Below are 26,620 nucleotides of genomic sequence, written 5' to 3' on the forward strand. Positions count from 1 at the left end.
CTCCCCTCCTCCCCTCCCCCCCCCCCCCCCCCCCCCCCCCCCCCCCCCCCCCCCGGCTCCTACAAGGAATCACATGACCTACAGGATATAACGGGACAGGTCTTCGTTCTGCGCCAATTCGCCCAGGTGGCTGTTGACGTAGTCGGCGTCGATCTGGATTACCTTGTCATCATGGACGCTGGCCAGGTCGCCGGCACTGAAAGACACTTCTTCCAGCAGGCGTTCAAGCAAGGTGTGCAGGCGACGCGCACCGATGTTTTCGGTTTTCTCGTTGACCTGCCAGGCGATCTCGGCAATGCGCTTGATCCCGCTCGGCAGGAATTCGATACCCAGGCCTTCGGTTTTCAGTAGCGCGCAATATTGCTCGGTGAGCGAGGCGTGGGGCTCGCTGAGGATGCGTTCGAAATCTTCCGGGCTCAGGGCCTTGAGTTCGACACGGATCGGCAGTCGACCTTGCAGCTCCGGCACCAGGTCGCTTGGCTTGCTCAGGTGGAAGGCGCCGGAGGCGATGAACAGGATGTGGTCGGTCTTGACCATGCCCAGCTTGGTGTTGACGGTGCAGCCTTCGATCAGCGGCAGCAAGTCGCGCTGCACGCCTTCGCGGGATACATCGACACCGCCGGAGTTGCCGCGCTTGGCGACCTTGTCGATTTCGTCGATGAACACGATGCCGTGCTGTTCGACTGCTTCCAGGGCCTTGGCTTTCAACTCGTCATCGTTGACCAGGCGGCTGGCTTCTTCGTCGCGCACCATCTTCAGCGCTTCTTTGACCTTGAGCTTGCGGGCTTTCTTCTTGCCCTTGCCCATGTTGGCGAACAGGCTCTGCAGCTGGTTGGTCATTTCTTCCATGCCCGGTGGCGCGGAGATGTCGACGCCGGCCATTTCGGCGACTTCGATTTCGATCTCCTTGTCGTCCAGCTGGCCTTCGCGCAGGCGCTTGCGGAACAGTTGGCGGGTATTGGAGTCCTGGGTCGGGGCGTCGTCGCTGCTGAAGCCCATGCGTGCAGGAGGCAGCAGGGCGTCAAGGATGCGCTCTTCGGCAGCGTCTTCGGCGCGGTGGCGCACTTTGACGATTTCCTGTTCGCGCAGCAGCTTGATCGCGGCATCGGCCAGGTCACGAATGATCGATTCGACATCACGGCCGACGTAGCCGACTTCGGTGAACTTGGTGGCTTCGACCTTGATGAAAGGCGCGTTGGCCAGTTTCGCCAGGCGACGTGCGATCTCGGTCTTGCCGACACCGGTCGGGCCGATCATCAGGATATTCTTGGGTGTGACTTCAACTCGCAGTTCTTCAGGCAACTGCATGCGGCGCCAGCGATTGCGCAGGGCAATGGCGACGGCGCGCTTGGCATCGTCCTGGCCGATGATATGGCGATTGAGTTCGTGGACGATTTCACGGGGAGTCATGGACATAATATTTAATGGACCTCAAGCAAGAATGAGCCGTGGCGCGGGGCCAAATCAGGCTTACTCGGCGCAGTCCTGCTCCTCAATGGTCTGGGTGTGGTTGGTGAATACACAGATGTCGCCGGCAATGCCGAGAGCGGTCTCGACGATCTCCCGGGCCGACAGGTCGGTTTTCTTCAGCAGTGCGCTGGCGGCGGCCTGGGCGTAACCGCCGCCGGAACCCATGGCGATCAGGCCTTCTTCGGGTTCGACCACGTCGCCGTTACCGGTGATGATCAGGGAGGCGTCTTTGTTGGCAACCGCGAGCATGGCTTCGAGGCGGCTCAGGGAACGATCGGTACGCCATTCCTTTGCGAGCTCGACAGCGGCGCGTACCAGGTGACCCTGATGCTTTTCAAGTTGGCCTTCGAAGCGTTCGAAGAGGGTAAAGGCGTCAGCGGTGGCACCGGCAAAACCGGCAATGACCTGGCCGTGGTACAGGCGACGAACTTTTTTCGCGTTGCCTTTCATCACGGTATTGCCAAGGGAAACCTGGCCGTCGCCGCCCATGACGACTTTGCCGTGGCGGCGAACTGAAACGATGGTGGTCAAGGGAAGAGTCTCCACGCTGCGGGGCGAAAATGCCGTATGCCCATTCATATGGGGGTGGTGGAGTGGATTTCAACTGTGGGTGTTGGCAGGAGACGAGTGGTGTTGCGCAGCGGTGATCGTTCCCACGCTCCGCGTGGGAACGCCTCAAGAGACGCTCCGCGTCCAGTGACGCGGAGCGTCACGGGCTGCATTCCCACGCGGAGCATGGGAACGATCAGCGGCCTTGGTGGAATCAGCGATTCTGGCGTTGTTGTAACAACAAATTGCTGAAGCCGGCGCCGGCCAGTTGTTTCTGTGCCGTGGTCAGTTGCTCACGGTTACTGAACGGACCCACTAATACCCGATACCAGGTCTCGTCCTTCACCGTACCCGATTCAACCGCCACCGCCTGGCCAAGCAGGATGATTTGCGCCCGCACCTTATCCGCGTCAGCCTCCTTGCGGAACGATCCGGCCTGCAGGAAGAACTTGGTCACCGGTGCGGCCTTGGCCACCGGTGGCGCTGGCGGCGGCGTAATGCCCGCCAGCGCTGCCTGGGCACGGGCGGTATCGATCTTCGCCGCTTCCGCCGGTGTAACCGGCGTTGTCGGAATGGCCGGTACCTGCGGCGTCGGCAGGGTTTTTTCCGGCACGGCATCCGGTGGCACGATCACTTCCGATTCCGGCAACAGGGTGTAGAAGTCGTATTTCGGCTTCACCGGTTGCGTCGGACTCGGCGGGGTCTTGTTGGCCTCGGCGATCTTGGTGGCTTTCTGTTGCTGCTCGACTTTCTCGCGCTTGACCGTGTCGCTGCCCTTGCCGGGCTCCAGCTTCATCAGGAATACGATGAAAGCACCGACCGTCAGGCCGATGGCCATCCACAGCCATCCCGGGATCGGTTGCTTCGCTGGAGCTTGGTAACGGCTGGCGCCACGCTTGGGTGCAGGTTTTTTCTTGGCAGCCAACTTACATACGCTCCAGAGTTTCCAGGCCCAAGAGTTCCAGGCCTTGTTTGAGAGTGCGTCCGGTCAGCGCGGCGAGGCGCAGACGGCTCTGCATTTGTTCCGGGGTATCGGCGGCGAGGATCGGGCAGTTCTCGTAGAAGCTGGAGAACAGGCCGGCGACGTCATACAGGTAGGTGCAGAGGATGTGCGGGGTGCCTTTCTCGGAAACGTTGTTCAGCACCTCGCCAAACTGCGCGAGTTTTGCCGCCAGTTCAAGTTCGTGCGGGGCTTCGAGAACGATCTGGCCTTCGACTTCGCTGAAGTCCTTGCCGAGTTTGCGGAACACGCCAGCCACGCGGGTGTAGGCGTACAGCAGGTACGGGGCGGTGTTGCCCTCGAAGTTCAGCATCAGGTCGAAGTTGAAGCTGTAGTCGCTGGTGCGGTGCTTGGACAGGTCGGCATATTTCACCGCACCGATACCCACCACCTTGGCGATGTTGCGCAGCTCGGCTTCGGCCAGCTCCGGGTTCTTGTCCTTCACCAGTGTGTAGGCGCGCTCCTGGGCTTCTGTCAGCAGGTCGATCAGCTTCACGGTGCCGCCGTCACGGGTCTTGAACGGGCGACCGTCAGCGCCGTTCATGGTACCGAAGCCCATGTGTTCCATTTCCATCGGGTGCGTCACGAAGCCCGCTTTACGGGCGACTGCGAACACTTGCTGGAAGTGCAGGGCTTGACGCTGGTCGACGAAGTACAGGGCGCGATCGGCCTTGAGCGTGCCGCTGCGGTAGCGCACGGCGGCCAGGTCGGTGGTGGCGTACAGGTAGCCTCCGTCGGCCTTGACGATGATCACGGGCAGCGGGTCGCCGTCGGCGTTCTTGAACTCGTCGAGGAACACGCACTGGGCGCCGTTGCTCTCGACCAGCATGCCGGCGGCCTTCAGGTCGTTGACCACATTGATCAGGTCGTCGTTGTAGGCGCTTTCGCCCATCACGTCGGCCATGGTCAGCTTGACGTTCAGCAGCTCGTAGATTTTCTGGCAGTGGGACAGCGAGATGTCCTTGAACTTGGTCCACAGTGCCAGGCAATCGGGATCGCCAGCCTGCAGCTTGACCACCAGGCCACGGGCGCGGTCGGCGAACTCTTCGGATTCGTCAAAGCGCCCTTTGGCGGCGCGATAGAAGTTTTCCAAGTCCGACAGTTCGTCGCTGGTGATCGGGTTTTCCTGCAGGTAAGCCATCAGCATGCCGAACTGGGTGCCCCAGTCGCCGACATGGTTCTGCCGGATCACTTCGTCACCGAGGAATTCCAATACGCGGGCTACGCCGTCGCCAATGATGGTCGAGCGCAAGTGGCCGACGTGCATCTCTTTGGCCAGGTTCGGTGCCGACAGGTCGACCACGGTGCGCTGTACCGGGCCAGCCTTGCGTACGCCGATGTGTTCATCGGCCAGGGCGGCGTCCAGGCGAGTGGCCAAGGCCTGGGTGTTCTGGAAGAAGTTCAGGAAGCCAGGGCCGGCGATTTCGGCCTTCGAGACGTTCTCGTCAGCCGGCAGGGCCGCGATGATTTTTTCCGCCAGGTCGCGCGGTTTCATGCCCGCAGGCTTGGCCAGCATCATGGCGATGTTACTGGCGAAGTCGCCGTTTTTCTTGTCGCGAGAGTTTTCAACCTGGATCGCCGGCGACAGGCCTTCAGGCAACACACCTTCGTTGACGAGTTGGGTGATGGCTTGTTGGATCAGCTGGCGAATGGTGTCTTTCATGGTCTTCTCTTTCGACCGCAGGCGCGGCGGCGCATCAATGCGCTGGTGGAAAAACTGGGCATTATCCGTTGCCGAGGCGACCTTGCCAACCATAGCTGGCAGGTTATGGATATGCGGTGACAAATCGGGCCCCTTCGCGAGCAGGCTCGCTCCCACAGTAGATCAAGGGTGTGCATAAACTCTGCATTCACCTTAACCCCTGTGGGAGCGAGCCTGCTTGCGAAGGCGACCTTGCGATCAATACAAATCGACGGGATCGACATCCAGCGACCAGCGCACCGCCCGCCCGCTTGGCATCTGCTCCAGCACCAACAGCCAGCTGGCAAGCAACCGGTGCAGCGGTGCCCGGGCCGTAGCCTGTAACAACAACTGGGCACGATAACGCCCGGCGCGTCGCTCCATCGGGGCGGGTACCGGCCCGAGCAGTTCGATTGCGCTCAGATTCTGTTCGGCGAGCAAGCGCTCGGCCTCGCTGCAGGCCTCATCGAGGAACCCTTCGGCCTGTCCGGGCTTGTGGGCCTCGGCGCGCAGCAATGCCAAATGCGCAAACGGCGGCAAGCCGGCTGCGCGACGTTCACTCAAGGCCTGCTCGGCAAAGGCGAAGTAACCCTGTTCGGTCAACTGCACCAGCAGCGGGTGGTCGGCCAGGTGTGTCTGGATGATCACCTTGCCCGGCTCTTCCGCCCGGCCTGCTCGACCGGCGACCTGGACAATCAGTTGCGCCATGCGCTCACTGGCGCGGAAGTCGCCGGAGAACAGCCCGCCGTCCGCATCCAGGATCGACACCAGGGTGACCCGTGGGAAGTGGTGGCCCTTGGCAAGCATCTGCGTGCCGACCAGGATGCACGGCTGCCCTTTGTGGATGGTGGAGAACAACTGGTTCATCGCGTCCTTGCGCGACGTGCTGTCGCGGTCGACCCGCAAGACCGGATAGTCCGGGAACAGGATTCCCAGGCGTTCCTCGGCCCGTTCGGTGCCGGCTCCCACGGGGCGCAGGTCGACCTTGTTGCACTTGGGGCACTGGCGCGGTACGCGTTCGACGTAGCCGCAATGATGGCAACGCAGTTCGCCGTAGCGCTGGTGCACCGTCATGCGCGCATCGCAGCGTTGGCACTCGGACATCCAGCCGCAGTCATGACACAGCAGGGTTGGGGCAAAGCCGCGGCGGTTGAGGAACACCAGCACCTGCTGGCCGGCAGCGAGGGTCTGGCCGATGGCTTGTTGCATGGGCCCGGAAATGCCGCTGTCCAGTGGACGGCTTTTCACGTCCAGGCGTAGGAAGCGCGGTTGTTTGGCGCCGCCGGCACGCTCGTTCAGCCGCAGCAGGCCATACCGGCCGGTGTAGGCGTTGTGCAGGCTTTCCAGTGAGGGCGTGGCAGAGCCCAGGACAATCGGGATGTTTTCCTGGCGTGCCCTGACCAGCGCCAGGTCGCGGGCGTGATAGCGCAAGCCTTCCTGCTGTTTATAGGAACCATCGTGTTCTTCGTCGATGATGATCAGCCCCGGGTTTTTCATCGGCGTGAACAGCGCCGAGCGGGTGCCGATAATGATGTCGGCTTCACCATCGCGGGCGGCGAGCCAGGCCTCGAGACGTTCGCGATCATTGACCGCCGAGTGAATCAGCGCGATACGCGCGTTGAAACGTTGCTCGAAGCGCGCCAGGGTCTGCGGGCCGAGGTTGATTTCCGGGATCAGTACCAGTGCTTGCTTGCCGGCCTCCAGGGTTTCGCGAATCAGCTGCAGATAGACTTCGGTCTTGCCGCTGCCGGTGACACCGGCCAACAGAAACGCATGATAACTGTCGAACCCTGAGCGAATCGCTTCATAGGCGGCGCGTTGCTCCGGGTTGAGCGGCAGCTCCGGTTGGGCCAGCCAGTGATCATGCCGGGCTCCGGGGGCGTGCCTGCGAATGTCGACCTGGACCAGTTCCTTGGCCAGCAGCAGGTCGAGGCTGTCCTTGCTCAGCATCAGCTTGCTCAATAGCTGATGGGCAACGCCGTGGGGGTGCTGGGCCAGCGTTGCCAGGGCTTCGCGCTGGCGCGGGGCGCGGGCGATGCGCGGGTCATCGAGGCTGGCGCCCGGCGCAGCGGACCAGAAGCGCTCCTGGCGCGCCTCAGCCAGTTCGCCCTGGCGCAGCAATACCGGCAGTGCCCAGCTCAAGGTGTCGCCGAGGCTATGCTGGTAATACTGCGAGGTCCACAGGCAAAGCTTGAACAGCGCGGGCGGCAAGGGCGAAGTTGCGTCAAGCAGTGCGAGGGCGGGTTTGAGTTTTTCCGCCGGCACTTCGCTGGTGTCGGCGACCTCCACCAGAATCCCGATCATCTCCCGCCGGCCGAACGGCACCCGCAAGCGCATACCGGGGTGCAACTGCGCACGCAGAACGCCAGCCGGCGCCCGGTAGTCAAACAGGCGGCGCAGGGGCGAAGGCAGGGCGAGGCGCAAAATGGCGTCGGGCACGCGGGGGGATCTCGATAGACGGTACAAAGGATGACTCAGGGCCGGGAGCCTAGCAGACGACCGGTTTGAGGGACAGCTTGCGTGATTGGCATTGTCTGGTAGAATCCGCGGCCTAATTACGTGCGGTATTCAACAATAGTGTTGGGTGGCGGCACGCTAGCCCGAGGAAGACACCATGAAAGCTGATATCCATCCAGAATACCCAGCAGTTGCTGTTACCTGCAGCTGCGGCAACAAGTTCGAAACTCGTTCGACCTTCGGCAAAGCCCTGGCGATCGACGTTTGCAACGAATGCCACCCGTTCTACACCGGTAAGCAGAAGACTCTGGACACTGGCGGCCGCGTTCAGCGCTTCGCAGACCGTTTCGGTGCTTTCGGTGCGAAAAAGGCCTAAGGCCGATCATCATGGGAAAACGCTGCAGTTTTCCCATGCTGATGAAAAAGGCGTCCCTCGGGACGCCTTTTTTGTGTCTGTGATTTGGCTGCAATGGCCATTTTCAAATAATTGTAGACATTTTTTACTTGGATTGTGAACAGTCTATCCCTTGTGTTCCGCGGCTCTTGGCCCAAAGTCGTAGGGCCGGGCGCTTGACAGGGGTGACCGGTCAGTCTTGTGGGGATTTTGCCAGGCGCGTATCCTCGCTGACCAGTCTGTCCAACAGTAAAAGCGGAATGCCAAAATGTCTGATCTGAAAACTGCCGCTCTCGAATATCACGCCAATCCTCGTCCAGGGAAGCTGAGTGTCGAGCTCACCAAGGCCACTGCTACCGCCCGCGACCTGTCGCTGGCGTACAGCCCCGGCGTAGCTGAACCAGTACGCGAGATCGCCCGCGATCCTGAGCTGGCCTACAAATACACCGGCAAAGGCAACCTGGTTGCAGTCATTTCCGATGGCACCGCGATTCTGGGCCTGGGTAACCTCGGCCCATTGGCCTCCAAACCAGTGATGGAAGGTAAAGGCGTGCTGTTCAAGCGCTTCGCCGGCATCGACGTTTTCGACATCGAAGTCGATTCTGAAAGCCCGCAGGCCTTCATCGACACCGTCAAGCGGATCTCCATCACTTTCGGTGGCATCAACCTGGAAGACATCAAGGCGCCTGAGTGCTTTGAAATTGAACGCGCCCTGATCGAGCAGTGTGACATCCCGGTATTCCACGACGACCAGCACGGTACCGCGATCGTGACCGCAGCCGGCATGATCAACGCCCTGGAAATCGCTGGCAAAACCCTGCCGCAAGCCAAGATCGTGTGCCTGGGTGCCGGTGCTGCCGCCATCTCCTGCATGAAATTGCTGGTGAGCATGGGTGCCAACATCGAAAACATCTACATGGTTGACCGTACCGGTGTGATCCACTCCGGCCGTGACGACCTGAACCAGTACAAGGCCGTCTTCGCTCACGCGACTGACAAACGCACCCTGGCAGACGCCCTGCAAGGTGCAGACGTGTTCGTCGGCCTGTCCGGCCCGAACCTGCTGAGCGCTGAAGGCCTGCTGTCCATGGCGCCTAACCCGATCGTGTTCGCGTGCTCCAACCCTGATCCGGAAATCTCCCCGGAGCTGGCACACGCTACCCGTAGCGACGTGATCATGGCCACCGGCCGTTCGGACTACCCGAACCAGGTCAACAACGTGCTGGGCTTCCCGTTCATCTTCCGTGGTGCCCTGGACGTTCGCGCCAAGCGCATCAACGAAGAAATGAAAGTGGCTGCGGCCAACGCCTTGCGTGAACTGGCCAAGCTGCCAGTGCCTCAGGAAGTGTGCGATGCCTACGGTGGCATCAAGCTGGAATTCGGTCGTGAGTACATCATTCCGAAACCAATGGATGCTCGCTTGATCACCCTGATCTCTGACGCTGTGGCCAAGGCTGCGATCGAGACCGGCGTGGCGACCCTGCCGTATCCGAAGAACTACCCGCTCAAAAGCGTGGATGACGTGTTCAACGGCTAAGCCGTTGTAGCGCTTCAACCGAAAGCCCCGGCTCGTTTTGAGCCGGGGCTTTTTTACATCCGTGAGTTTTGCGTCGATTGTGCAGGCCTTTTCGCGGGCAAGCCCGCTCCCGCAAGGTTTATGCGATTCCTGTGGGAGCGGGCTTGCCCGCGAAGGCGGCAGTTAAATAAATGCAAATCTGGCAGGCAATAAAAAGCCCTGCACTTCTCACGAGGGCAGGGCTCTTTGATGTGGCTTGCGATCAGAACAAATCGATCGGCGCGCCCTCATCCGCCGGTAGCGGGCTGCCTGGAGCGTTGCCGTTGCCCAGCTCATTGCCCGTCGGCGGCGTATCTTCGACCTTGAACAGCTCGAAGTAGGCCCCAGGCGTGCCTGGAGTGGCTGCACGGCCGCTGATTGGATCTACCCGCAGGCTCAGGATGCCTTCCGGCTCTGGCTGGGTGTGAGGCGGCAGGTCTTTGAGCGCGGCACCCATGAAGTTCATCCAGATGGGTAGGGCGACGGTGCCACCAAACTCCTTGCGACCCAGGCTTTCGGGCTGGTCGAAGCCTGTCCAGACGGTGGTGACGTAATCGGCGTTGTAGCCGGAGAACCAGGCGTCCTTGGACTCGTTGGTGGTGCCGGTCTTGCCGGCAATGTCGCTGCGGCCCAGGGCCAGCGCGCGACGACCGGTACCGAGCTTGATCACGTCCTCCAGCATGCTGTTGAGGATGTAGGTGGTTCGTCCATCGACAATGCGTTCAGCCACGGCAGGTGTTTGTGGTGCTGGTTGCTCGCCCGGTGCCTGGCCAGGTGTTGCATTGACCGTAAAGGCTTCGGCGGCGGGTGCGGCGATACCGTCGGTCGCGACAGCGCCTTTTGGCACGCTGGGTGGGTTCGCAACGAACAGTGTATCGCCATTGCGGCTTTCGATCTTTTCGATGATGTACGGGGTGATCTTGTAGCCACCGTTGGCAAAGGTACTCCAGCCCGTGGCAATTTCCATTGGTGTCAGGGTTGCGGTACCCAGGGCCAGGGAAAGGTTGGGTGGCAGATCCTGCTTGTTAAAGCCAAAGCGGGAGATGTAGTCGATGGTCTTGCCAACGCCCATCGCTTGCAACAGGCGAATCGAAACCAGGTTACGTGACTTGTAGAGCGCTTCACGCAGGCGGATCGGGCCGAGGAAGGTATTGGTGTCGTTTTTCGGGCGCCAGACTTTGTCCAGGTATTCGTCGACAAACACGATCGGTGCGTCGTTCACCAGGCTGGACGCGGTGTAGCCGTTATCCAGTGCGGCACTGTAGACGAAAGGCTTGAAGCTCGAACCCGGCTGGCGCTTGGCTTGAAGGGCGCGGTTGTAGTTACTTTGCTCAAAGGCGAAACCGCCGACCAGCGCGCGGATGGCGCCGTTTTGCGGATCAAGGGAGACCAATGCGCCCTGAGCCTGCGGGATCTGGCTGAATTTCAGCGAATTGTCCGCCTGGCGTTGCACGCGAATCAGATCGCCGACCTGGGCCACATCCGAAGGCTGCTTGGGGTTTGGACCCATGCTGTTGGTGTTCAGGAATGGGCGAGCCCATTTCATGGTGTCCCAGCTAACGTGTTCGCTGCCGGTGCGGGTCAGCACCTGCAGGCCGCTCTTGTCGACCTGGGTGACGATGGCTGGTTCAAGGCTGCTGATGGTGCGTTGCTTGGTCAGTTCGGTCGCCCACGCCTCGCGCGTCTTGCCCGGCAGACGAGACTCGGGGCCCCGATAGCCGTGACGCTGGTCATAGGTCATCAAGCCTTCGTGGAGGGCGGTGTTGGCCATTTCCTGAAGGTTGCTCGGCACCGTGGTGGTGACGCGGAAACCTTCGGTGTACGCATCGCTGCCATAGCGGCCAACCATTTCGGCGCGGGCCATCTCGGCGATGTAGGGCGCGTTCACTTCTGGAGTCGGTACGTGATAGCTGGCGTTCAGCGGCTCGTTGACGGCAGTGGTGTAGTCGGCTTCGCTGATTTTGCCCAGCTTGTACATGCGCCCCAGGATCCAGTCGCGACGCTCCTTGCTACGGGCCGGGTTGGCCAGCGGGTTGAATCGCGAAGGCGCTTTGGGCAAGCCGGCGATCATCGCCATCTGCGCCAGGCTGATGTCGCGAATCGACTTGCCGTAATACACCTGCGCCGCTGCCTCGATGCCGTAGGCGCGGTTGCCCAGATAGATCTTGTTGACGTACAGCTCAAGGATTTCATCCTTGGTCAGCTGCCGTTCGATCTGCAGGGCCAAGAGGATTTCGGTGGTTTTACGCGAGAAGCTGCGTTCGCTGGTCAGGAAGAAGTTTTTTGCCACCTGCATGGTGATGGTGCTGCCGCCGGACTGGATATGGCCACTTTTGACCAGTTGAGTGGCAGCGCGCATCAGGCTGCTGGGATCGACGCCGTAGTGATTGGCGAAGTTATCGTCTTCAGCACTTAGTAACGCATTAATGAAGTTGGGGGGAATGTCGGCGAAACGGATCGGTGTACGGCGCATTTCGCCAAATTCTGCGATCAACTTGTTGTCGCTGCTGTAGACCCGCAGGGGAATCTGCAACTGGATGCTTCTCAGTGCCTCAACGGAGGGCAATCCAGGACTAAGGTAAAGAAACGCCCCACTCAGACCCAGAAGCAGTCCGCAGAATACGGCGACGATGGACCAACCGAAAAATTTCAGCAGACGAATCAAGGCTTTTGGACATCCAGGGCAAAAAATGAATTTGGCATCAGGGTTCAGGCTAAAGGAGAACGACCCGCGCTTGAGAAAAACCGGAAAAAAACGCTGGGCATTATAAGCATTTTTCCGTCCAAGGCGTTATTTGCGCTAGCTGTCAAGACGGGTGGATTGAACGCAACACCCGTTATGGAGTCCGTAACTCACGGAAAGTCATAGGGAATTGGTAGTGCTAAGACTCTTCAATAAAAAAGCCAGGTCGCTCCTGGGAATCGATATCAGCTCCACTTCGGTGAAGTTGCTGGAACTGAGCCGCCAGGGCAATGGCTATCGGGTCGAAGCCTACGCAGTCGAGCCGTTGCCCGCCAAGGCGGTCATCGAGAAAAATATCGCCGAGCTCGATGGGGTGGGCCAGGCGCTGGCGCGCGTGCTGGTCAAGGCCAGGACCGACCTCAAGTACGTAGCGGTGGCCGTGGCCGGTTCTGCAGTGATCACCAAGACCATTGAAATGGATGCCGGCCTTACCGATGACGAGATGGAAGACCAGTTGAAGATCGAGGCCGACCAGTACATCCCTTATCCGCTGGACGATGTCGCCATCGATTTCGAAGTCCAGGGCGCTTCCACGCGCAATCCTGAGCGGGTCAACGTGTTACTTGCCGCCTGTCGCAAGGAAAATGTCGAGGTCCGTGAGGCCGCACTGGCCCTGGCGGGCTTGACTGCGCGCGTGGTCGACGTGGAGGCCTATGCCCTGGAGCGTTCGTTCGGTTTGCTCAAGATCCAGCAGGGAGGCGCTCAAGGGCGCTTGGTGGCAGTAGTCGATGTCGGAGCAACCATGACCACCCTGAGCGTGCTGCTTGAGGGGCGGATTATCTATACCCGAGAGCAATTGTTCGGCGGCCGTCAGCTCACCGAGGCAATTCAGCGCCGATATGGCCTGACCGTTGAGCAGGCCGGCTTGGCGAAGAGACAAGGCGGCTTGCCGGATGATTATGTCGGCGAAGTGCTGCAGCCGTTTCGCGAAGCGCTGGTACAGCAAGTATCGCGCTCATTGCAGTTCTTCTTCGCTTCGGGCCAGTACAGCGCGGTCGACCAGATTCTGCTGGCCGGCGGTACTGCGTCAATCCCCGGTCTGGAGCGGTTGATCGAGCAGCAATTGGGAACGCCAACGCTGGTGGCCAACCCGTTTTGCGACATGACGTTGGGCAGCAAGGTCAATGCCGTGGCCCTGGCCAGCGATGCGCCGGCGCTGATGATTGCCTGCGGGTTGGCCCTCAGGAGTTTCGACTGATGGCGCGGATCAATCTATTACCCTGGCGCGAAGAGCGACGGGAAGAGCGGCGCAAGCGCTTCCTCGTGGTGCTGGCAGCTGTAGTGCTGGGTTCGGCAGGCGCCTTGCTCGTGCTCAACCAAGTCATCGGCGGAGCTATCGAGCGGCAGATTGCACGTAACGACTACATCGGCAGACAGATCGCCATGGTCGACGAGCGGATCAAGCAGATCAGCGATCTCAAGGCTCGTCGCCAACAATTGGTCGAGCGCATGAGCATCATCCAGGACTTGCAAGGTAATCGCCCGATCAGCGGGCGAATATTTGATCAACTGGCGCGGACCTTGCCCGATGGGGTGTATTTCACCGAAGTCAAAATGACGGGCAAGACCTTGTCCATCACTGGGGCGGCGCAATCGAACAACCGTGTTTCAGACCTGATGCGAAACCTGGAGGCGTCCGACTGGTTCGATGCGCCCAGCCTGACTGAAGTCAAGGCGACGACCTCGGGCCAACTGGACCAGGCCAATGTTTTTCAGTTGACCGTTCGTCAAACCCGGACCGCGGCCGTGGAGGATGGCGAATGAGTCCGTCCGAATGGCTCGACGGGTTGCGCAGGATCGATATCAACGATCTGGATACTCACAACATGGGGGCCTGGCCACCCGCGATTAAAGTCCTGATGGGCATTGTGGTCGCGGTCCTGGTGCTGTCGATCGGCTACAACTTTTCCACGAGCGAGCTTGAAAACCAGCTTGAGCTCAAGCGAGAGGAGGAGTCGACCCTCAAGGAGCAATTTGCCAGCAAATCCCAAATGGCGGCGAATCTGGAACTTTACTCCCAGCAGATGAAGGAGATGGAGAATGCCTTCGGTGTTCTGCTACGGCAACTCCCCAGCGACACTGAAGTCCCAGGCCTGCTGGAAGATATCACTCGAACAGGGCTGGGCAGCGGCCTGGAGTTCGAAGAGATCAAGCTGTTGCCGGAGGTCACCCAGCCGTTCTACATCGAACTGCCGATCAAGATCACGGTCACCGGTGCCTATCACGACCTGGCCACTTTTGTCAGTGGCGTGGCCGGGTTGCCGCGTATCGTCACCCTGCATGATTTCGACCTCGCGCCGGTCAATCCAGACGACGGACCGAAATTGCGCATGAGCATCCTGGCCAGGACTTACCGCTACAACGACAAGGGACTGAATTGATGAGCCCGCTACGTGGTTGTTCGATAGTGGTTTTGGTCGCCTTATTGGCTGGCTGTGACGGCGGCGATGATTTCAGCGACCTGGACGCCTACATGAACGAAATGCGCCTTCGGGCGCCGGGCAAAATTGAACCAACGCCGACATTTCGGTCTTACCCGACGTTCACCTACAACGCCGCCAACTTGCGTAGCCCGTTTTCACGGCAGGTCAAGGTCGATCTGGCACACCAACAAGGTGCGCGCAACGTCAAGCCTGACCCCAGCCGGGTCAAGCAGTACCTCGAGGGTTTCAATATCGAGCAGTTTGAAATGGTCGGCACGATTTCCAATGCGGCAGGCTCCTTTGCACTGCTGCGCGGCGCTGGTGGGGTGCATCGGCTGAAAGTCGGTGATTACCTGGGGCGTAACGACGGCCGGATTGTCGCCATCAGTGGCTCGCAAGTCGAAGTGGTAGAAATCGTTCCTGACGGCGAAGGTGCCTGGCTGGAGCGGCCGCGGATCCTTCCTTTGAAAGAGCACTCATAGTGGAACTCGTACAATGAACAGGATTTTCTCCACCCTCGGAGTATCGCTATGGATAGCGTTGCTGTCACCGATGGTACAAGCGGCCAACCTCAAGGCGCTGGATGTCGCCGCATTGCCGGGAGATCGCGTCGAGTTGAAGCTGGTGTTCGACCAACCGCCTCCGACGCCCCGTGGTTATACAACGGACTCTCCTGCCCGGATTGCCCTGGATCTGCCCGGTGTCGTCAGTCAGCTGGCGAGCAAAACTCGCGACCTGGGCAGTGGCAATGCCCGCAGCGCGACCGTGGTGGAGGCCAAGGATCGTGCGCGGCTGATCATCAACCTGACCCAGTTGAGCCCCTACGACATGCGGGTCGAAGGCAATAACCTGTTTGTGGTCGTCGGGCAGGGAGGTAAAAGCCGTGCGCCAAGAGCGGCCGCTGCTGCTGTACCGGTCCCGGTTCCGGCGCGCGCGGTTGCACCGACAGGCAAAGCGATTCGTGCGGTGGATTTCCAGCGGGGTACCGAGGGCGAAGGCAATGTCGTGATCGACTTGTCGGATCCGTCCATTGCACCCGATATCCAGGAGCGCGAAGGCAAGATCGTTCTCGGCTTCAACAAGACCCGATTGCCCGAGCCGTTGCGTGTGCGCCTGGATGTGAAGGATTTCGCCACACCGGTACAATTCGTCAATGCCAGTGCCACGGGGGACAAGGCGACCATCACCATAGAACCCAGCGGTGCCTTTGACTATTCGACCTACCAGACCGACAACAAGCTGACCGTCAGCATTCGTCCGATGACGGTCGACGACCTGCAAAAGCGCAACGCCGATCGCAATGCCTACAGCGGTGAAAAGCTTTCGCTGAATTTCCAGGACATCGACGTGCGCTCGGTACTGCAACTGATCGCCGATTTCACCAACCTCAATCTCGTCGCCAGTGACACGGTCCAGGGGGGAATTACCCTGCGCCTGCAAAACGTACCCTGGGACCAGGCGCTGGACCTGGTACTGAAAACCAAGGGCCTGGACAAGCGCAAGCTGGGTAATGTGTTGCTCGTCGCTCCGGCCGACGAAATTGCCGCCCGTGAACGCCAGGAGCTGGAGTCGCAAAAGCAGATTGCCGACCTGGCACCACTGCGTCGGGAGCTGTTGCAGGTCAATTACGCCAAGGCGGCCGATATCGCCAAACTGTTCCAGTCGGTGACCAACGCCGAGGCGAAAGCCGACGAACGGGGATCGATCACGGTCGATGAACGCACCAACAACATCATTGCCTACCAGACCCAGGACCGGCTCGACGAACTGCGGCGCATCGTTGCGCAGCTGGATATTCCGGTACGTCAGGTGATGATCGAGGCGCGTATCGTTGAAGCCAACGTTGACTACGACAAGAGCCTTGGCGTGCGTTGGGGAGGCTCAATACAGAACAAAGGCAACTGGAATGCCTCGGGAGTCGGTAACGGCACCAGCGACGGCGGTAGCACCAGCTCGCCGTTCGTCGACCTGGGGGTCGCCAACAACACATCGGGCATCGGCATCGCCTTCATCACCGACAACGTCTTGCTGGACCTTGAATTGACGGCCATGGAAAAGACCGGCAATGGCGAAATCGTCTCGCAACCCAAGGTCGTCACTTCCGACAAGGAAACCGCAAAGATCCTCAAGGGCACCGAGATTCCCTACCAGGAAGCCAGCTCCAGCGGCGCTACTTCGGTCTCGTTCAAAGAGGCTTCGCTATCGCTGGAGGTGACGCCGCAGATCACGCCGGACAACCGGATCATCATGGAGGTCAAGGTCACCAAGGATGAGCCGGATTACCTGAACAAGGTCCAGGATGTGCCGCCGATCAAGAAAAACGAAGTCAATGCCAAGGTCCTGGTCAACGATGGCGAGACCATCGTCATTGGTGGTGTTTTCTCAAATACTCAAAGCAAGGTTGTAGATAAGGTGCCATTTCTTGGCGATGTGCCGTATCTTGGCCGCCTTTTCCGGCGTGACGTGGTTTCGGAGAAAAAATCCGAGCTGTTGGTGTTTCTCACACCGCGTATCATGAATAACCAGGCGATTGCTGTGAGTCGTTGATTCTGTGCGAAATTTGATACTTGTAGGACCGATGGGGGCTGGAAAAAGCACCATCGGCCGATTGCTGGCCAAAGAGCTGCGCTTGCCATTCAAAGATTCCGATAAGGAAATTGAATTACGCACGGGCGCCAATATCCCATGGATCTTCGACAAGGAAGGCGAACCGGGCTTTCGTGAGCGCGAGCAGGCAATGATTGCCGAGCTGTGCGATTACGACGGCGTGGTGCTGGCGACAGGCGGTGGCGCGGTCATGCGCGAGGCCAATCGTCGGGCGCTGCGCGCTGGCGGACGTGTGGTCTATCTGCATGCCTCCGTCGAGCAGCAGGTCGGCCGCACTTCACGCGACCGCAATCGGCCATTGTTGCGTACAGCCGATCCGGCCAAGACCCTCAGGGACCTTTTGGCCATTCGCGACCCTCTTTATCGGGAAATCGCCGATCTGGTGGTGGAAACGGATGAACGACCGCCGCGAATGGTCGTGCTCGATATCCTGGAGCGTTTGCAGCAATTGCCGCCCCGTTAAAGCGTCGCACGAAATGCGCTATCCTCGGCCTCCTGCCATGACCGCTCGAGGTTGTGGCGAATGGCCATCGAGCGACGTCACACCCGCGGTGGCCGTAGACATTCGTTAACCCAAGGCAGGTTGCCTGATTCCATCTTCACTGTGGGGACACATGCAGACACTCAAGGTCGATCTAGGCGAGCGCAGCTACCCGATTCATATTGGCGAAGGTTTGTTGGACCAGCCTGAGCTGCTGGCCCCGCACATTCGCGGACGGCAAGTGGCGATCATTTCCAATGAAACCGTTGCGCCTCTCTATCTCGAACGCCTGACCCGCAGCCTTGCGCAGTTCTCGGTGATTTCCGTGGTGTTGCCCGACGGCGAGGCCTTCAAGACCTGGGAAACCCTGCAGCTGATTTTCGACGGTCTGCTGACCGCGCGGCACGATCGGCGCACCACGGTGATCGCCCTGGGTGGCGGCGTGATTGGCGACATGGCCGGCTTTGCGGCAGCCTGCTACCAGCGCGGTGTCGATTTTATCCAGGTTCCGACCACGCTGCTGTCGCAGGTTGACTCTTCGGTGGGTGGCAAGACCGGTATCAATCATCCGCTGGGCAAGAACATGGTCGGCGCCTTCTATCAGCCGAACGTCGTGCTTATCGACACCGCCTCCCTCAATACGCTGCCGGCCCGCGAGCTGTCCGCCGGCCTGGCCGAAGTCATCAAGTATGGGTTGATCTGCGATGAGCCGTTCCTGACCTGGCTCGAAGACAACGTCGACCGCCTGCGCAACCTGGATCAGCAAGCCCTCACCTATGCCATCGAGCGCTCCTGTGCGGCCAAGGCGGCCGTGGTCGGCGCCGACGAGAAAGAAACTGGTGTACGGGCAACGCTCAACCTGGGGCACACCTTCGGTCACGCCATCGAGACCCACATGGGCTATGGTGTCTGGCTACATGGTGAAGCGGTGGCTGCTGGCACTGTCATGGCTTTGGAGATGTCCGCGCGCCTGGGCTGGATCAGCGAACAGGAGCGCGACCGCGGCATTCGCCTGTTCCAGCGTGCCGGCCTGCCGGTTATTCCGCCTGAAGAGATGACCCCGGCCGATTTTCTCGAACACATGGCAATTGACAAGAAAGTGATCGACGGTCGTTTGCGCCTGGTGCTGCTGCGCCACATGGGCGAAGCGGTAGTGACCGACGATTATCCGAAAGAGGTTCTACAGGCCACGCTGGGAGCGGATTACCGCGCCCTGGCTCAGCTTAAAGGTTAATAAGAACGCGATGACTAGTTTGCATGCCGACGAGGCTTTCCTCGGCCACTACCAGTTGAGTCATGACCCTTTTGCTCCACGGGTCCCTGGCTTCAAGTTTTTCCCTGCCCAGCGCAAGCCGGTGCTGGGGCAGTTGCACCATCTGGCGCGTTACAGCCAGTTGCTGTTGGTGGTCACAGGTCCGCATGGCAGTGGCAAGACCCTGCTGCGCCAGGCCCTGGTGGCCAGTACCAACAAGCAGACCGTGCAAAGCGTGGTGGTTTCCGCCCGTGGTGCGGGTGATTCGGCTGGCGTGTTGCGCCAGGTTGCCCAGGCACTGGACGTTGCCCAGGCTGAGATCGGGGCAATTCTGAAACAGGTGGTGCAGCTTGCTCTGACTGGGCAGGAAGTCTATCTGCTGGTCGATGATGCCGAGCAGCTCGACGAGTCCGGGCTTGAAGCCTTGATGGCCTTGGGCGCGGGTGCGCCGGAAGGCCGTCCGCATGTGTTCCTGTTCGGCGAGTCCTCGATGATCGCTCAGCTTGAGGCTTTGCAACTCGAGGAAGAACGCTTCCACGTCATCGAGCTGCAGCCTTACACCGAAGAGGAAACGCGTGAATACCTGGAGCAGCGGCTTGAAGGCGCCGGCCGGGGTATCGAACTTTTCACTGTAAATCAGATCTCTGATATTCACGAAAGCTCCGAGGGTTGGCCTGGCAACATCAACCAGGCTGCCCGCGATGCGATGATCGAAGCCATGATTGCCAGCCGCTCAGCGGTGAAGCGTCCAAGTATGGGGTTCAATATGCCGAAGAAACACGTATTGGCGATTTCCGCCGTCGTTGTGGTCGCGGTAGCCGCCGCCTGGTTGATGCCTGGTCGCAGCAAGACACCGACCACCGGTGCGCCTGCCAACGAACAGGCGCAACTGCCGCTTGGCCAGGGCTCGTCGGGCGGTGCTCCGGCCGTCGAATTCGCCGGCAACACGCAGCCTACGCCATTGCCGTTGGTCGGCAATTCGCAACCTGTCATGCGTGCTCCATTGGCCGAAGCAGCGGGTGGCATTACCGAGGGCGATGACGGCGTGCCGGTCGAGGGTTCCAGCGCAACGCCACCGACCGTGACTACGATCGCACCGCCAGCGGGCGTTCCGGCTGGTCCTGCGCCAACGCCCACGCCAACCGCCAAGCCGACGCCTGCACCGACCCAGGTCGCTACCGCCAAGCCAGCGCCTGCTCCGGTTGCCAAGCCGGCTCCAGCTCCGGCGCCAGCCAAGCCAGCCGCCGCTGCTGCCAAGCCGGCCGAGAAGCCAGCGACCGTCGCCAAGGCTGCCGGTGGCACCTGGTACGCCGGTCAGGCACCGGGTAATTACGTGGTGCAGATCCTCGGCACCAGCTCGGAAACCGCCGCACAAAACTTCGTCAAGGAGCAAGGCGGCGAGTACCGTTATTTCAAGAAAGTCCTCAACGGCAAACCGCTCTACGTGATCACCTACGGCAACTTCGCCAATCGTGATGCAGCCGTTTCCGCCATCAAGGCCTTGCCAGCGAAGGTCCAGGCTGGTAAACCTTGGCCTCGCACTGTCGCCAGCGTCCAACAGGAACTGGCAACAACTCGCTGAAGATTCGGCGGCCTTACCCAGGCCGCCTCTCCAAGCACCTCAAAATTTCTACAAGTGCGCGCAACCTTTCGGGCTGCGTGCCTTGTGGTGTCTGCGTCACAGTAGTCTTTGAGTCGTAGCGGTCAAAATTAAAAAAAGTTTTGACTAGCACAGCAGATCGCTTTAAACCTTTCACAAATGCGACATAGATTTGCGACATTTCGTCGCCAAATTTGTGAGGCCAAGTGTCGGTGTGTACAATGACCTCCCTTTTGCCCCCGCAAAGCTGGCGTACGTTCGGTGCGGATGGTAAGTGGTTGAATTGAAAAGAAATTTGCCTCGATAAGGGGCAGCCTGGTGAGAAAGTGTCTATGAAAGCAGGTCTGTACCAACCAGATGAATTCAAGGATAACTGCGGTTTCGGCCTGATTGCCCATATGCAGGGCGAGCCCAGTCATACCCTTTTGCAAACGGCCATCGAGGCCCTGACCTGCATGACCCACCGCGGTGGGATTAATGCTGACGGCAAGACCGGTGACGGTTGCGGTCTGCTGATTCAAAAGCCGGACGTGTTCCTGCGAGCGATCGCCCAGGAAACCTTCGGCGTCGAACTGCCCAAGCAATACGCTGTGGGCATGGTTTTCTTCAACCAGGACCCGGTCAAGGCTGAAGCCGCTCGCGAGAACATGAACCGCGAGATCCTGGCTGCCGGCCTGCAGTTGGTCGGCTGGCGCAAAGTGCCGATCGATACCAGCGTCCTCGGCCGCCTGGCCCTTGAGCGCCTGCCACAGATCGAGCAGGTGTTCATCGGTGGCGAAGGCCTGAGCGACCAGGACATGGCCGTCAAGCTGTTCACCTCCCGTCGTCGTTCATCGGTGGCCAACGCCGCCGATACCGACCACTACGTCTGCAGCTTTTCGCACAAGACCATTATCTATAAAGGCCTGATGATGCCGGCGGACCTGACCGCCTTCTATCCAGACCTGAGCGATGAGCGCCTGCAAACCTCGATTTGCGTGTTCCACCAGCGCTTCTCCACCAACACCCTGCCGAAATGGCCGCTGGCCCAACCGTTCCGCTTCCTGGCGCACAACGGCGAGATCAACACCATCACCGGCAACCGCAACTGGGCCGTGGCCCGTCGCACCAAGTTCGCCAACGATCTGATGGATCTGGAAGAACTCGGCCCGCTGGTCAACCGTGTCGGTTCCGACTCATCGAGCATGGACAACATGCTCGAGCTGATGGTCACCGGTGGTATCGATCTGTTCCGCGGCGTGCGGATGATCATTCCGCCTGCGTGGCAGAACGTCGAGACCATGGACCCGGACCTGCGTGCGTTCTACGAGTACAACTCGATGCACATGGAACCGTGGGATGGCCCGGCCGGTGTGGTTATGACCGACGGTCGCTACGCGGTGTGCCTGCTCGACCGTAACGGCCTGCGTCCGGCGCGTTGGGTCACCACCAAGAACGGTTTCATCACCCTGGCTTCGGAAATCGGTGTCTGGAACTACCAGCCTGAAGACGTGATCGCCAAGGGCCGCGTGGGGCCTGGCCAGATCTTTGCCGTGGACACCGAGACCGGTCAGATCCTCGACACCGATGCCATCGACAACCGTCTCAAGTCACGTCATCCGTACAAGCAATGGCTGCGCAAGAATGCCCTGCGCATCCAGGCGACCATGGAAGACAACGACCACGGTTCGGCGTTCTACGACGTCGATCAGCTCAAGCAATACATGAAGATGTACCAGGTCACGTTCGAAGAGCGCGACCAGGTGCTGCGCCCGCTTGGCGAGCAAGGCTACGAAGCCGTGGGCTCGATGGGCGACGATACGCCGATGGCCGTGCTGTCCCAGCGCGTGCGTACGCCTTACGACTATTTCCGCCAGCAGTTCGCGCAGGTGACCAACCCGCCGATCGACCCGCTGCGTGAAGCCATCGTCATGTCGCTGGAGATCTGCCTCGGTGCCGAGCGCAACATCTTCCAGGAGTCGCCGGAACACGCGTCGCGCGTGATCCTCAGCTCGCCGGTCATTTCCCCGGCCAAGTGGCGCTCGCTGATGAACCTCGATCGTCCAGGCTTCGAACGCCAGATCATCGACCTCAACTACGACGAAAGCGTCGGCCTCGAAGCAGCCATCCGCAACGTCGCCGATCAGGCTGAAGAAGCCGTGCGCGCCGGTCGTACGCAGATCGTCCTGAGTGACCGTCACATTGCCCCGGGCAAGTTGCCGATCCACGCCTCCCTGGCCACCGGCGCGGTACACCACCGCCTGACCGAGAAGGGCCTGCGTTGCGACTCCAACATCCTGGTGGAAACCGCGACTGCTCGCGATCCGCATCACTTCGCCGTGTTGATCGGTTTCGGTGCCTCTGCCGTTTATCCGTTCCTGGCCTACGAAGTGCTGGGCGACCTGATCCGTACCGGTGAAGTGCTGGGCGACCTCTACGAGGTGTTCAAGAATTACCGTAAAGGCATCACCAAGGGCCTGCTCAAGATCCTCTCGAAGATGGGCATCTCGACCATCACTTCGTACCGTGGCGCACAGTTGTTCGAAGCCATCGGCCTGTCCGAGGAAGTCTGCAACCTGAGCTTCAAGGGCGTGCCGAGCCGCATCAAGGGCGCGCGTTTCGTCGACATCGAAGCCGAGCAGAAAGCCTTGGCCACCGAAGCCTGGAGCCCGCGCAAGCCGATCCAGCAAGGCGGCCTGCTGAAGTTCGTCCACGGTGGCGAATATCACGCGTACAACCCGGACGTGGTCAACACCCTGCAAGCCGCCGTGCAGCAGGGCGACTACAGCAAGTTCAAGGAATACACCTCGCTGGTGGATAACCGCCCGGTGTCGATGATCCGTGACCTGCTCAAGGTCAAGACCCTCGATACCCCGCTGGACATGAGCGAAATCGAACCGCTGGAATCGGTGCTCAAGCGCTTCGACTCCGCCGGTATCTCGCTGGGCGCCCTGTCGCCTGAGGCTCACGAAGCCCTGGCCGAAGCCATGAACCGCCTCGGTGCGCGTTCCAACTCCGGTGAAGGTGGTGAAGACCCGGCGCGCTACGGCACCATCAAGAGCTCGAAAATCAAGCAGGTTGCGACCGGCCGTTTCGGTGTGACCCCGGAGTACCTGGTCAACGCTGAAGTGCTGCAGATCAAGGTTGCCCAAGGCGCCAAGCCTGGCGAAGGTGGTCAACTGCCAGGCGGCAAGGTCAACGGCCTGATCGCCAAGCTGCGTTATGCAGTGCCGGGCGTGACCCTGATTTCGCCACCGCCGCACCACGACATCTATTCGATCGAAGACTTGTCGCAGCTGATTTTCGACCTCAAGCAGGTCAACCCGAAGGCGCTTGTCTCGGTGAAGCTGGTAGCGGAAGCGGGCGTCGGCACCATCGCTGCCGGTGTGGCCAAGGCCTACGCGGACTTGATCACCATCTCCGGCTACGACGGCGGCACCGGCGCATCGCCACTGACCTCGATCAAATACGCGGGCGCTCCGTGGGAACTCGGCCTGGCCGAAACTCACCAGACCCTGCGTGGCAACGACCTGCGCGGCAAAGTCCGGGTGCAGACCGACGGCGGCCTGAAGACCGGCCTTGACGTGATCAAGGCAGCCATCCTCGGCGCTGAAAGCTTCGGCTTCGGCACCGCGCCAATGATTGCCCTGGGCTGCAAATACCTGCGCATCTGCCACCTGAACAACTGTGCCACCGGCGTCGCGACCCAGAACGAGAAGCTGCGCAAGGATCACTACATCGGTACCGTCGACATGGTGGTGAATTTCTTCACTTACGTCGCCGAAGAAACCCGTGAGTGGCTGGCCAAGCTGGGCGTGCGCTCCCTCGAAGAGCTGATCGGTCGTACCGATCTGCTGGAAGTCCTCGAAGGCCAGACCGCCAAGCAGCATCACCTCGACCTGACCCCGTTGCTGGGCAGCGACCACGTGCCGGCGGACAAGCCACAGTTCTGCGGTGTGGAGCGTAACCCGCCGTTCGACAAAGGCTTGCTGGCCGAGAAAATGGTCGAAATGGCCACCTCGGCGATCAACGACAAGAGCGGCGCGGAGTTCGAACTGGATATCTGCAACTGCGACCGTTCCATCGGCGCGCGGATCTCCGGCGACATCGCCCGTAAGCACGGCAACCAGGGCATGGCCAATGCGCCTATCACCTTCCGCTTCAAGGGCACGGCCGGCCAGAGCTTCGGTGTATGGAACGCCGGCGGCCTGAACATGTACCTGGAAGGTGACGCCAACGACTACGTCGGCAAGGGCATGACCGGCGGCAAGCTGGTGATCGTTCCGCCAAAGGGCAGCATCTACAAGACCCAGGACAGTGCCATCATCGGCAACACCTGCCTGTACGGCGCCACGGGCGGCAAGTTGTTCGCCGCCGGTACCGCGGGCGAGCGTTTCGCCGTGCGTAACTCCGGTGCCCACACCGTCGTGGAAGGCACTGGCGATCACTGCTGCGAGTACATGACCGGTGGTTTCGTCTGCGTCCTGGGCAAGACCGGTTATAACTTCGGCTCTGGCATGACCGGCGGTTTCGCCTACGTGCTCGACCAGGACAACACCTTCGTTGACCGGGTCAACCACGAACTGGTGGAAATCCAGCGGATCAGCGGCGAGGCGATGGAAGCCTACCGTAGCCATTTGCAACGCGTGCTGAACGAGTACGTTGAGGAAACCGACAGCGAGTGGGGTCGTGAACTCGCCGAGAACCTCGATGATTACGTGCGTCGTTTCTGGTTGGTCAAGCCCAAGGCTGCCTCCCTGAAATCGTTGCTTTCCAGCACCCGTGCCAACCCGCAGTGATATGCGCCTGAAGAGTTTGATGAGGTTTTAAAATGGCTGAACGTCTGAATAATGACTTCCAGTTCATCGAGGTCGGGCGCAAGGATCCGAAGAAGAAACTGTTGCGTCAACGCAAGAAAGAGTTCGTGGAAATCTACGAACCGTTCAAACCCCAGCAGTCGGCCGACCAGGCCCACCGCTGCCTGGGTTGCGGTAACCCGTATTGTGAATGGAAGTGCCCGGTGCACAACTTCATTCCCAACTGGCTGAAACTGGTGGCCGAGGGCAATATCCTCCAGGCCGCCGAGCTGTCCCACCAGACCAACACCCTGCCGGAAGTCTGCGGCCGCGTGTGCCCGCAAGACCGTCTGTGCGAGGGTGCCTGCACCCTGAACGACGGTTTCGGCGCGGTCACCATCGGTTCGGTGGAGAAGTACATCACCGACACCGCGTTCGCCATGGGCTGGCGCCCGGATATGTCCAAGGTCAAGCCGACTGGCAAGCGTGTCGCGATCATCGGCGCGGGCCCGGCGGGCCTGGGCTGTGCCGACGTGCTGGTACGCGGTGGCGTGACGCCGGTGGTGTTCGACAAGAACCCGGAAATCGGCGGCCTGCTGACCTTCGGCATCCCCGAGTTCAAGCTGGAAAAGACCGTGCTGAGCAATCGCCGCGAAGTCTTCACCGGCATGGGCATCCAGTTCCGCCTCAACACCGAGGTGGGCAAGGACGTGACCATGGAGCAACTGCTCGAAGAATACGATGCCGTATTCATGGGCATGGGCACCTACACCTACATGAAGGGCGGCTTTGCCGGTGAAGACCTGCCGGGCGTGTACGACGCCCTGGACTTCCTGATTGCCAACGTCAACCGCAACCTGGGCTTCGAAAAGTCGCCGGAAGATTTCGTCGACATGAAAGGCAAGAAGGTCGTGGTACTGGGCGGTGGCGACACCGCGATGGACTGCAACCGTACTTCGATCCGCCAGGGCGCCAAGTCGGTGACCTGTGCCTATCGTCGTGACGAAGCGAACATGCCGGGCTCGCGCAAAGAGGTGAAGAACGCCAAGGAAGAAGGCGTGAAATTCCTCTACAACCGCCAGCCGATCGCGATTGTCGGTGAAGACAGGGTCGAAGGCGTGAAGGTGGTCGAGACCCGTCTCGGCGAGCCGGACGCCCGTGGCCGTCGCAGCCCCGAGCCGATCCCGGGCTCCGAGGAGATCATCCCGGCCGACGCCGTGGTCATCGCCTTCGGTTTCCGTCCGAGCCCTGCGCCGTGGTTCGAGCAGTTCAGCATCCAGACCGATAGCCAGGGCCGTGTAGTAGCTCCGGAACAGGGTCAGTACAAGCACCAGACCAGCAACCCGAAAATCTTCGCCGGTGGCGATATGGTTCGCGGCTCTGACCTGGTGGTGACGGCGATCTTCGAAGGCCGTAATGCAGCCGAAGGGATCCTGGATTACCTGGGCGTCTAAGCCCGCTCTAGAGCCAAAAGCAATACCCCTGTGGGAGCGAGCCTGCTCGCGAAAGCGGTCTGTCAGTCAACATCAATGTTGGATGTTACAGGCCCCTTCGCGAGCAGGCTCGCTCCCACAGTCGTTTGGTGGTGATACGAATGTCGCGTTTCAGCGCGACAAATTGACCCGATAGACAA

The 26,620-nt window shown here is 60.4% G+C and carries 18 protein-coding genes; 12 read left to right on the forward strand and 6 right to left on the reverse strand.

Translation table 11 applies throughout. The features are described 5' to 3' along the window. Window positions 1-78 precede the first annotated feature (78 nt). The 5 genes from hslU to AC1Q8Q_RS23020 all read right to left on the reverse strand — a co-directional run bounded on the left by hslU (window position 79) and on the right by AC1Q8Q_RS23020 (window position 7,139). Window positions 79-1,416, reverse strand: a complete 1,338-nt coding sequence (gene hslU, locus AC1Q8Q_RS23000) for an ATP-dependent protease ATPase subunit HslU (protein WP_020801248.1) — start codon at window positions 1,414-1,416, stop codon at window positions 79-81. 54 nt (window positions 1,417-1,470) lie between these two features. Next, window positions 1,471-2,001 (reverse strand): ATP-dependent protease subunit HslV, encoded by a 531-nt coding sequence (gene hslV / locus AC1Q8Q_RS23005; RefSeq protein ID WP_020801247.1) that lies wholly within the window; start codon window positions 1,999-2,001, stop codon window positions 1,471-1,473. A 232-nt stretch (window positions 2,002-2,233) separates the two neighbouring features. Continuing rightward, on the reverse strand, window positions 2,234-2,944 hold the full coding sequence (locus tag AC1Q8Q_RS23010) for an SPOR domain-containing protein (RefSeq protein WP_008058118.1): 711 nt from the start codon (window positions 2,942-2,944) through the stop codon (window positions 2,234-2,236). A 1-nt stretch (window position 2,945) separates the two neighbouring features. Continuing rightward, window positions 2,946-4,682 carry an arginine--tRNA ligase gene (gene argS, locus AC1Q8Q_RS23015; RefSeq protein WP_033044373.1) on the reverse strand — a complete coding sequence of 579 codons (1,737 nt, stop codon included), beginning with the start codon at window positions 4,680-4,682 and terminating at the stop codon, window positions 2,946-2,948. 237 nt (window positions 4,683-4,919) lie between these two features. Next, complete coding sequence (locus tag AC1Q8Q_RS23020) at window positions 4,920-7,139, reverse strand: primosomal protein N' (RefSeq protein WP_492615524.1); 2,220 nt, start codon at window positions 7,137-7,139, stop codon at window positions 4,920-4,922. Window positions 7,140-7,314: 175 nt separating this feature from the next. Between AC1Q8Q_RS23020 and rpmE the strand changes: the two genes are divergently transcribed. Then, a complete protein-coding gene (gene rpmE / locus AC1Q8Q_RS23025) occupies window positions 7,315-7,533 on the forward strand; it encodes a 50S ribosomal protein L31 (protein WP_008047849.1) in 219 nt (72 codons plus the stop codon). 286 nt (window positions 7,534-7,819) lie between these two features. Next, window positions 7,820-9,088, forward strand: coding sequence for a malic enzyme-like NAD(P)-binding protein (locus AC1Q8Q_RS23030; RefSeq protein WP_020796147.1), 1,269 nt, complete (start codon window positions 7,820-7,822; stop codon window positions 9,086-9,088). Window positions 9,089-9,329: 241 nt separating this feature from the next. Here AC1Q8Q_RS23030 and AC1Q8Q_RS23035 read toward each other — a convergent pair whose 3' ends face one another. Beyond that, entirely contained in the window at window positions 9,330-11,771 is a 2,442-nt protein-coding gene (locus AC1Q8Q_RS23035; protein ID WP_033042561.1) for a penicillin-binding protein 1A, read from the reverse strand. A 214-nt stretch (window positions 11,772-11,985) separates the two neighbouring features. Between AC1Q8Q_RS23035 and AC1Q8Q_RS23040 the strand changes: the two genes are divergently transcribed. The 10 genes from AC1Q8Q_RS23040 to AC1Q8Q_RS23085 all read left to right on the forward strand — a co-directional run bounded on the left by AC1Q8Q_RS23040 (window position 11,986) and on the right by AC1Q8Q_RS23085 (window position 26,441). Then, window positions 11,986-13,047 carry a pilus assembly protein PilM gene (locus tag AC1Q8Q_RS23040; RefSeq protein ID WP_020796149.1) on the forward strand — a complete coding sequence of 354 codons (1,062 nt, stop codon included), beginning with the start codon at window positions 11,986-11,988 and terminating at the stop codon, window positions 13,045-13,047. Continuing rightward, window positions 13,047-13,613, forward strand: coding sequence for a PilN domain-containing protein (locus tag AC1Q8Q_RS23045; RefSeq protein ID WP_020796150.1), 567 nt, complete (start codon window positions 13,047-13,049; stop codon window positions 13,611-13,613). Before AC1Q8Q_RS23040 ends, AC1Q8Q_RS23045 begins: the two co-directional genes overlap by 1 nt. Then, entirely contained in the window at window positions 13,610-14,230 is a 621-nt protein-coding gene (locus tag AC1Q8Q_RS23050; RefSeq protein WP_033042556.1) for a type IV pilus inner membrane component PilO, read from the forward strand. Before AC1Q8Q_RS23045 ends, AC1Q8Q_RS23050 begins: the two co-directional genes overlap by 4 nt. Beyond that, window positions 14,230-14,754 carry a pilus assembly protein PilP gene (locus AC1Q8Q_RS23055; RefSeq protein ID WP_033042554.1) on the forward strand — a complete coding sequence of 175 codons (525 nt, stop codon included), beginning with the start codon at window positions 14,230-14,232 and terminating at the stop codon, window positions 14,752-14,754. Before AC1Q8Q_RS23050 ends, AC1Q8Q_RS23055 begins: the two co-directional genes overlap by 1 nt. Before the next feature lie 13 nt (window positions 14,755-14,767). Continuing rightward, complete coding sequence (locus tag AC1Q8Q_RS23060; RefSeq protein ID WP_489327103.1) at window positions 14,768-16,819, forward strand: type IV pilus secretin PilQ; 2,052 nt, start codon at window positions 14,768-14,770, stop codon at window positions 16,817-16,819. 4 nt (window positions 16,820-16,823) lie between these two features. Continuing rightward, the gene (aroK, locus tag AC1Q8Q_RS23065) at window positions 16,824-17,342 is read left to right on the forward strand and encodes a shikimate kinase AroK (RefSeq protein ID WP_032831512.1); all 519 of its coding nucleotides are present in this window, start codon (window positions 16,824-16,826) and stop codon (window positions 17,340-17,342) included. Between the two features lie 151 nt (window positions 17,343-17,493). After that, window positions 17,494-18,594 (forward strand): 3-dehydroquinate synthase, encoded by a 1,101-nt coding sequence (aroB, locus tag AC1Q8Q_RS23070; protein ID WP_020796154.1) that lies wholly within the window; start codon window positions 17,494-17,496, stop codon window positions 18,592-18,594. A 10-nt stretch (window positions 18,595-18,604) separates the two neighbouring features. Then, on the forward strand, window positions 18,605-20,194 hold the full coding sequence (locus AC1Q8Q_RS23075; RefSeq protein WP_168757102.1) for an AAA family ATPase: 1,590 nt from the start codon (window positions 18,605-18,607) through the stop codon (window positions 20,192-20,194). 350 nt (window positions 20,195-20,544) lie between these two features. Next, entirely contained in the window at window positions 20,545-24,990 is a 4,446-nt protein-coding gene (gene gltB / locus AC1Q8Q_RS23080) for a glutamate synthase large subunit (protein WP_020796156.1), read from the forward strand. 32 nt (window positions 24,991-25,022) lie between these two features. Continuing rightward, the gene (locus AC1Q8Q_RS23085) at window positions 25,023-26,441 is read left to right on the forward strand and encodes an FAD-dependent oxidoreductase (protein ID WP_020796157.1); all 1,419 of its coding nucleotides are present in this window, start codon (window positions 25,023-25,025) and stop codon (window positions 26,439-26,441) included. Window positions 26,442-26,620 lie beyond the last annotated feature (179 nt).

The organism is Pseudomonas sp. GW823-FHT06B06 (assembly GCF_058795195.1).

Coding starts and splice junctions, on each gene's coding strand:
- hslU (WP_020801248.1), bottom strand. CDS start 1,416: ATGTCCATGACTCCCCGTGAAATCGTCCACGAACTCAATCGCCATATC.
- argS (WP_033044373.1), bottom strand. CDS start 4,682: ATGAAAGACACCATTCGCCAGCTGATCCAACAAGCCATCACCCAACTC.
- rpmE (WP_008047849.1), top strand. CDS start 7,315: ATGAAAGCTGATATCCATCCAGAATACCCAGCAGTTGCTGTTACCTGC.
- AC1Q8Q_RS23030 (WP_020796147.1), top strand. CDS start 7,820: ATGTCTGATCTGAAAACTGCCGCTCTCGAATATCACGCCAATCCTCGT.
- AC1Q8Q_RS23045 (WP_020796150.1), top strand. CDS start 13,047: ATGGCGCGGATCAATCTATTACCCTGGCGCGAAGAGCGACGGGAAGAG.
- AC1Q8Q_RS23050 (WP_033042556.1), top strand. CDS start 13,610: ATGAGTCCGTCCGAATGGCTCGACGGGTTGCGCAGGATCGATATCAAC.
- AC1Q8Q_RS23055 (WP_033042554.1), top strand. CDS start 14,230: ATGAGCCCGCTACGTGGTTGTTCGATAGTGGTTTTGGTCGCCTTATTG.
- AC1Q8Q_RS23060 (WP_489327103.1), top strand. CDS start 14,768: ATGAACAGGATTTTCTCCACCCTCGGAGTATCGCTATGGATAGCGTTG.
- aroB (WP_020796154.1), top strand. CDS start 17,494: ATGCAGACACTCAAGGTCGATCTAGGCGAGCGCAGCTACCCGATTCAT.
- AC1Q8Q_RS23075 (WP_168757102.1), top strand. CDS start 18,605: ATGACTAGTTTGCATGCCGACGAGGCTTTCCTCGGCCACTACCAGTTG.
- gltB (WP_020796156.1), top strand. CDS start 20,545: ATGAAAGCAGGTCTGTACCAACCAGATGAATTCAAGGATAACTGCGGT.
- AC1Q8Q_RS23085 (WP_020796157.1), top strand. CDS start 25,023: ATGGCTGAACGTCTGAATAATGACTTCCAGTTCATCGAGGTCGGGCGC.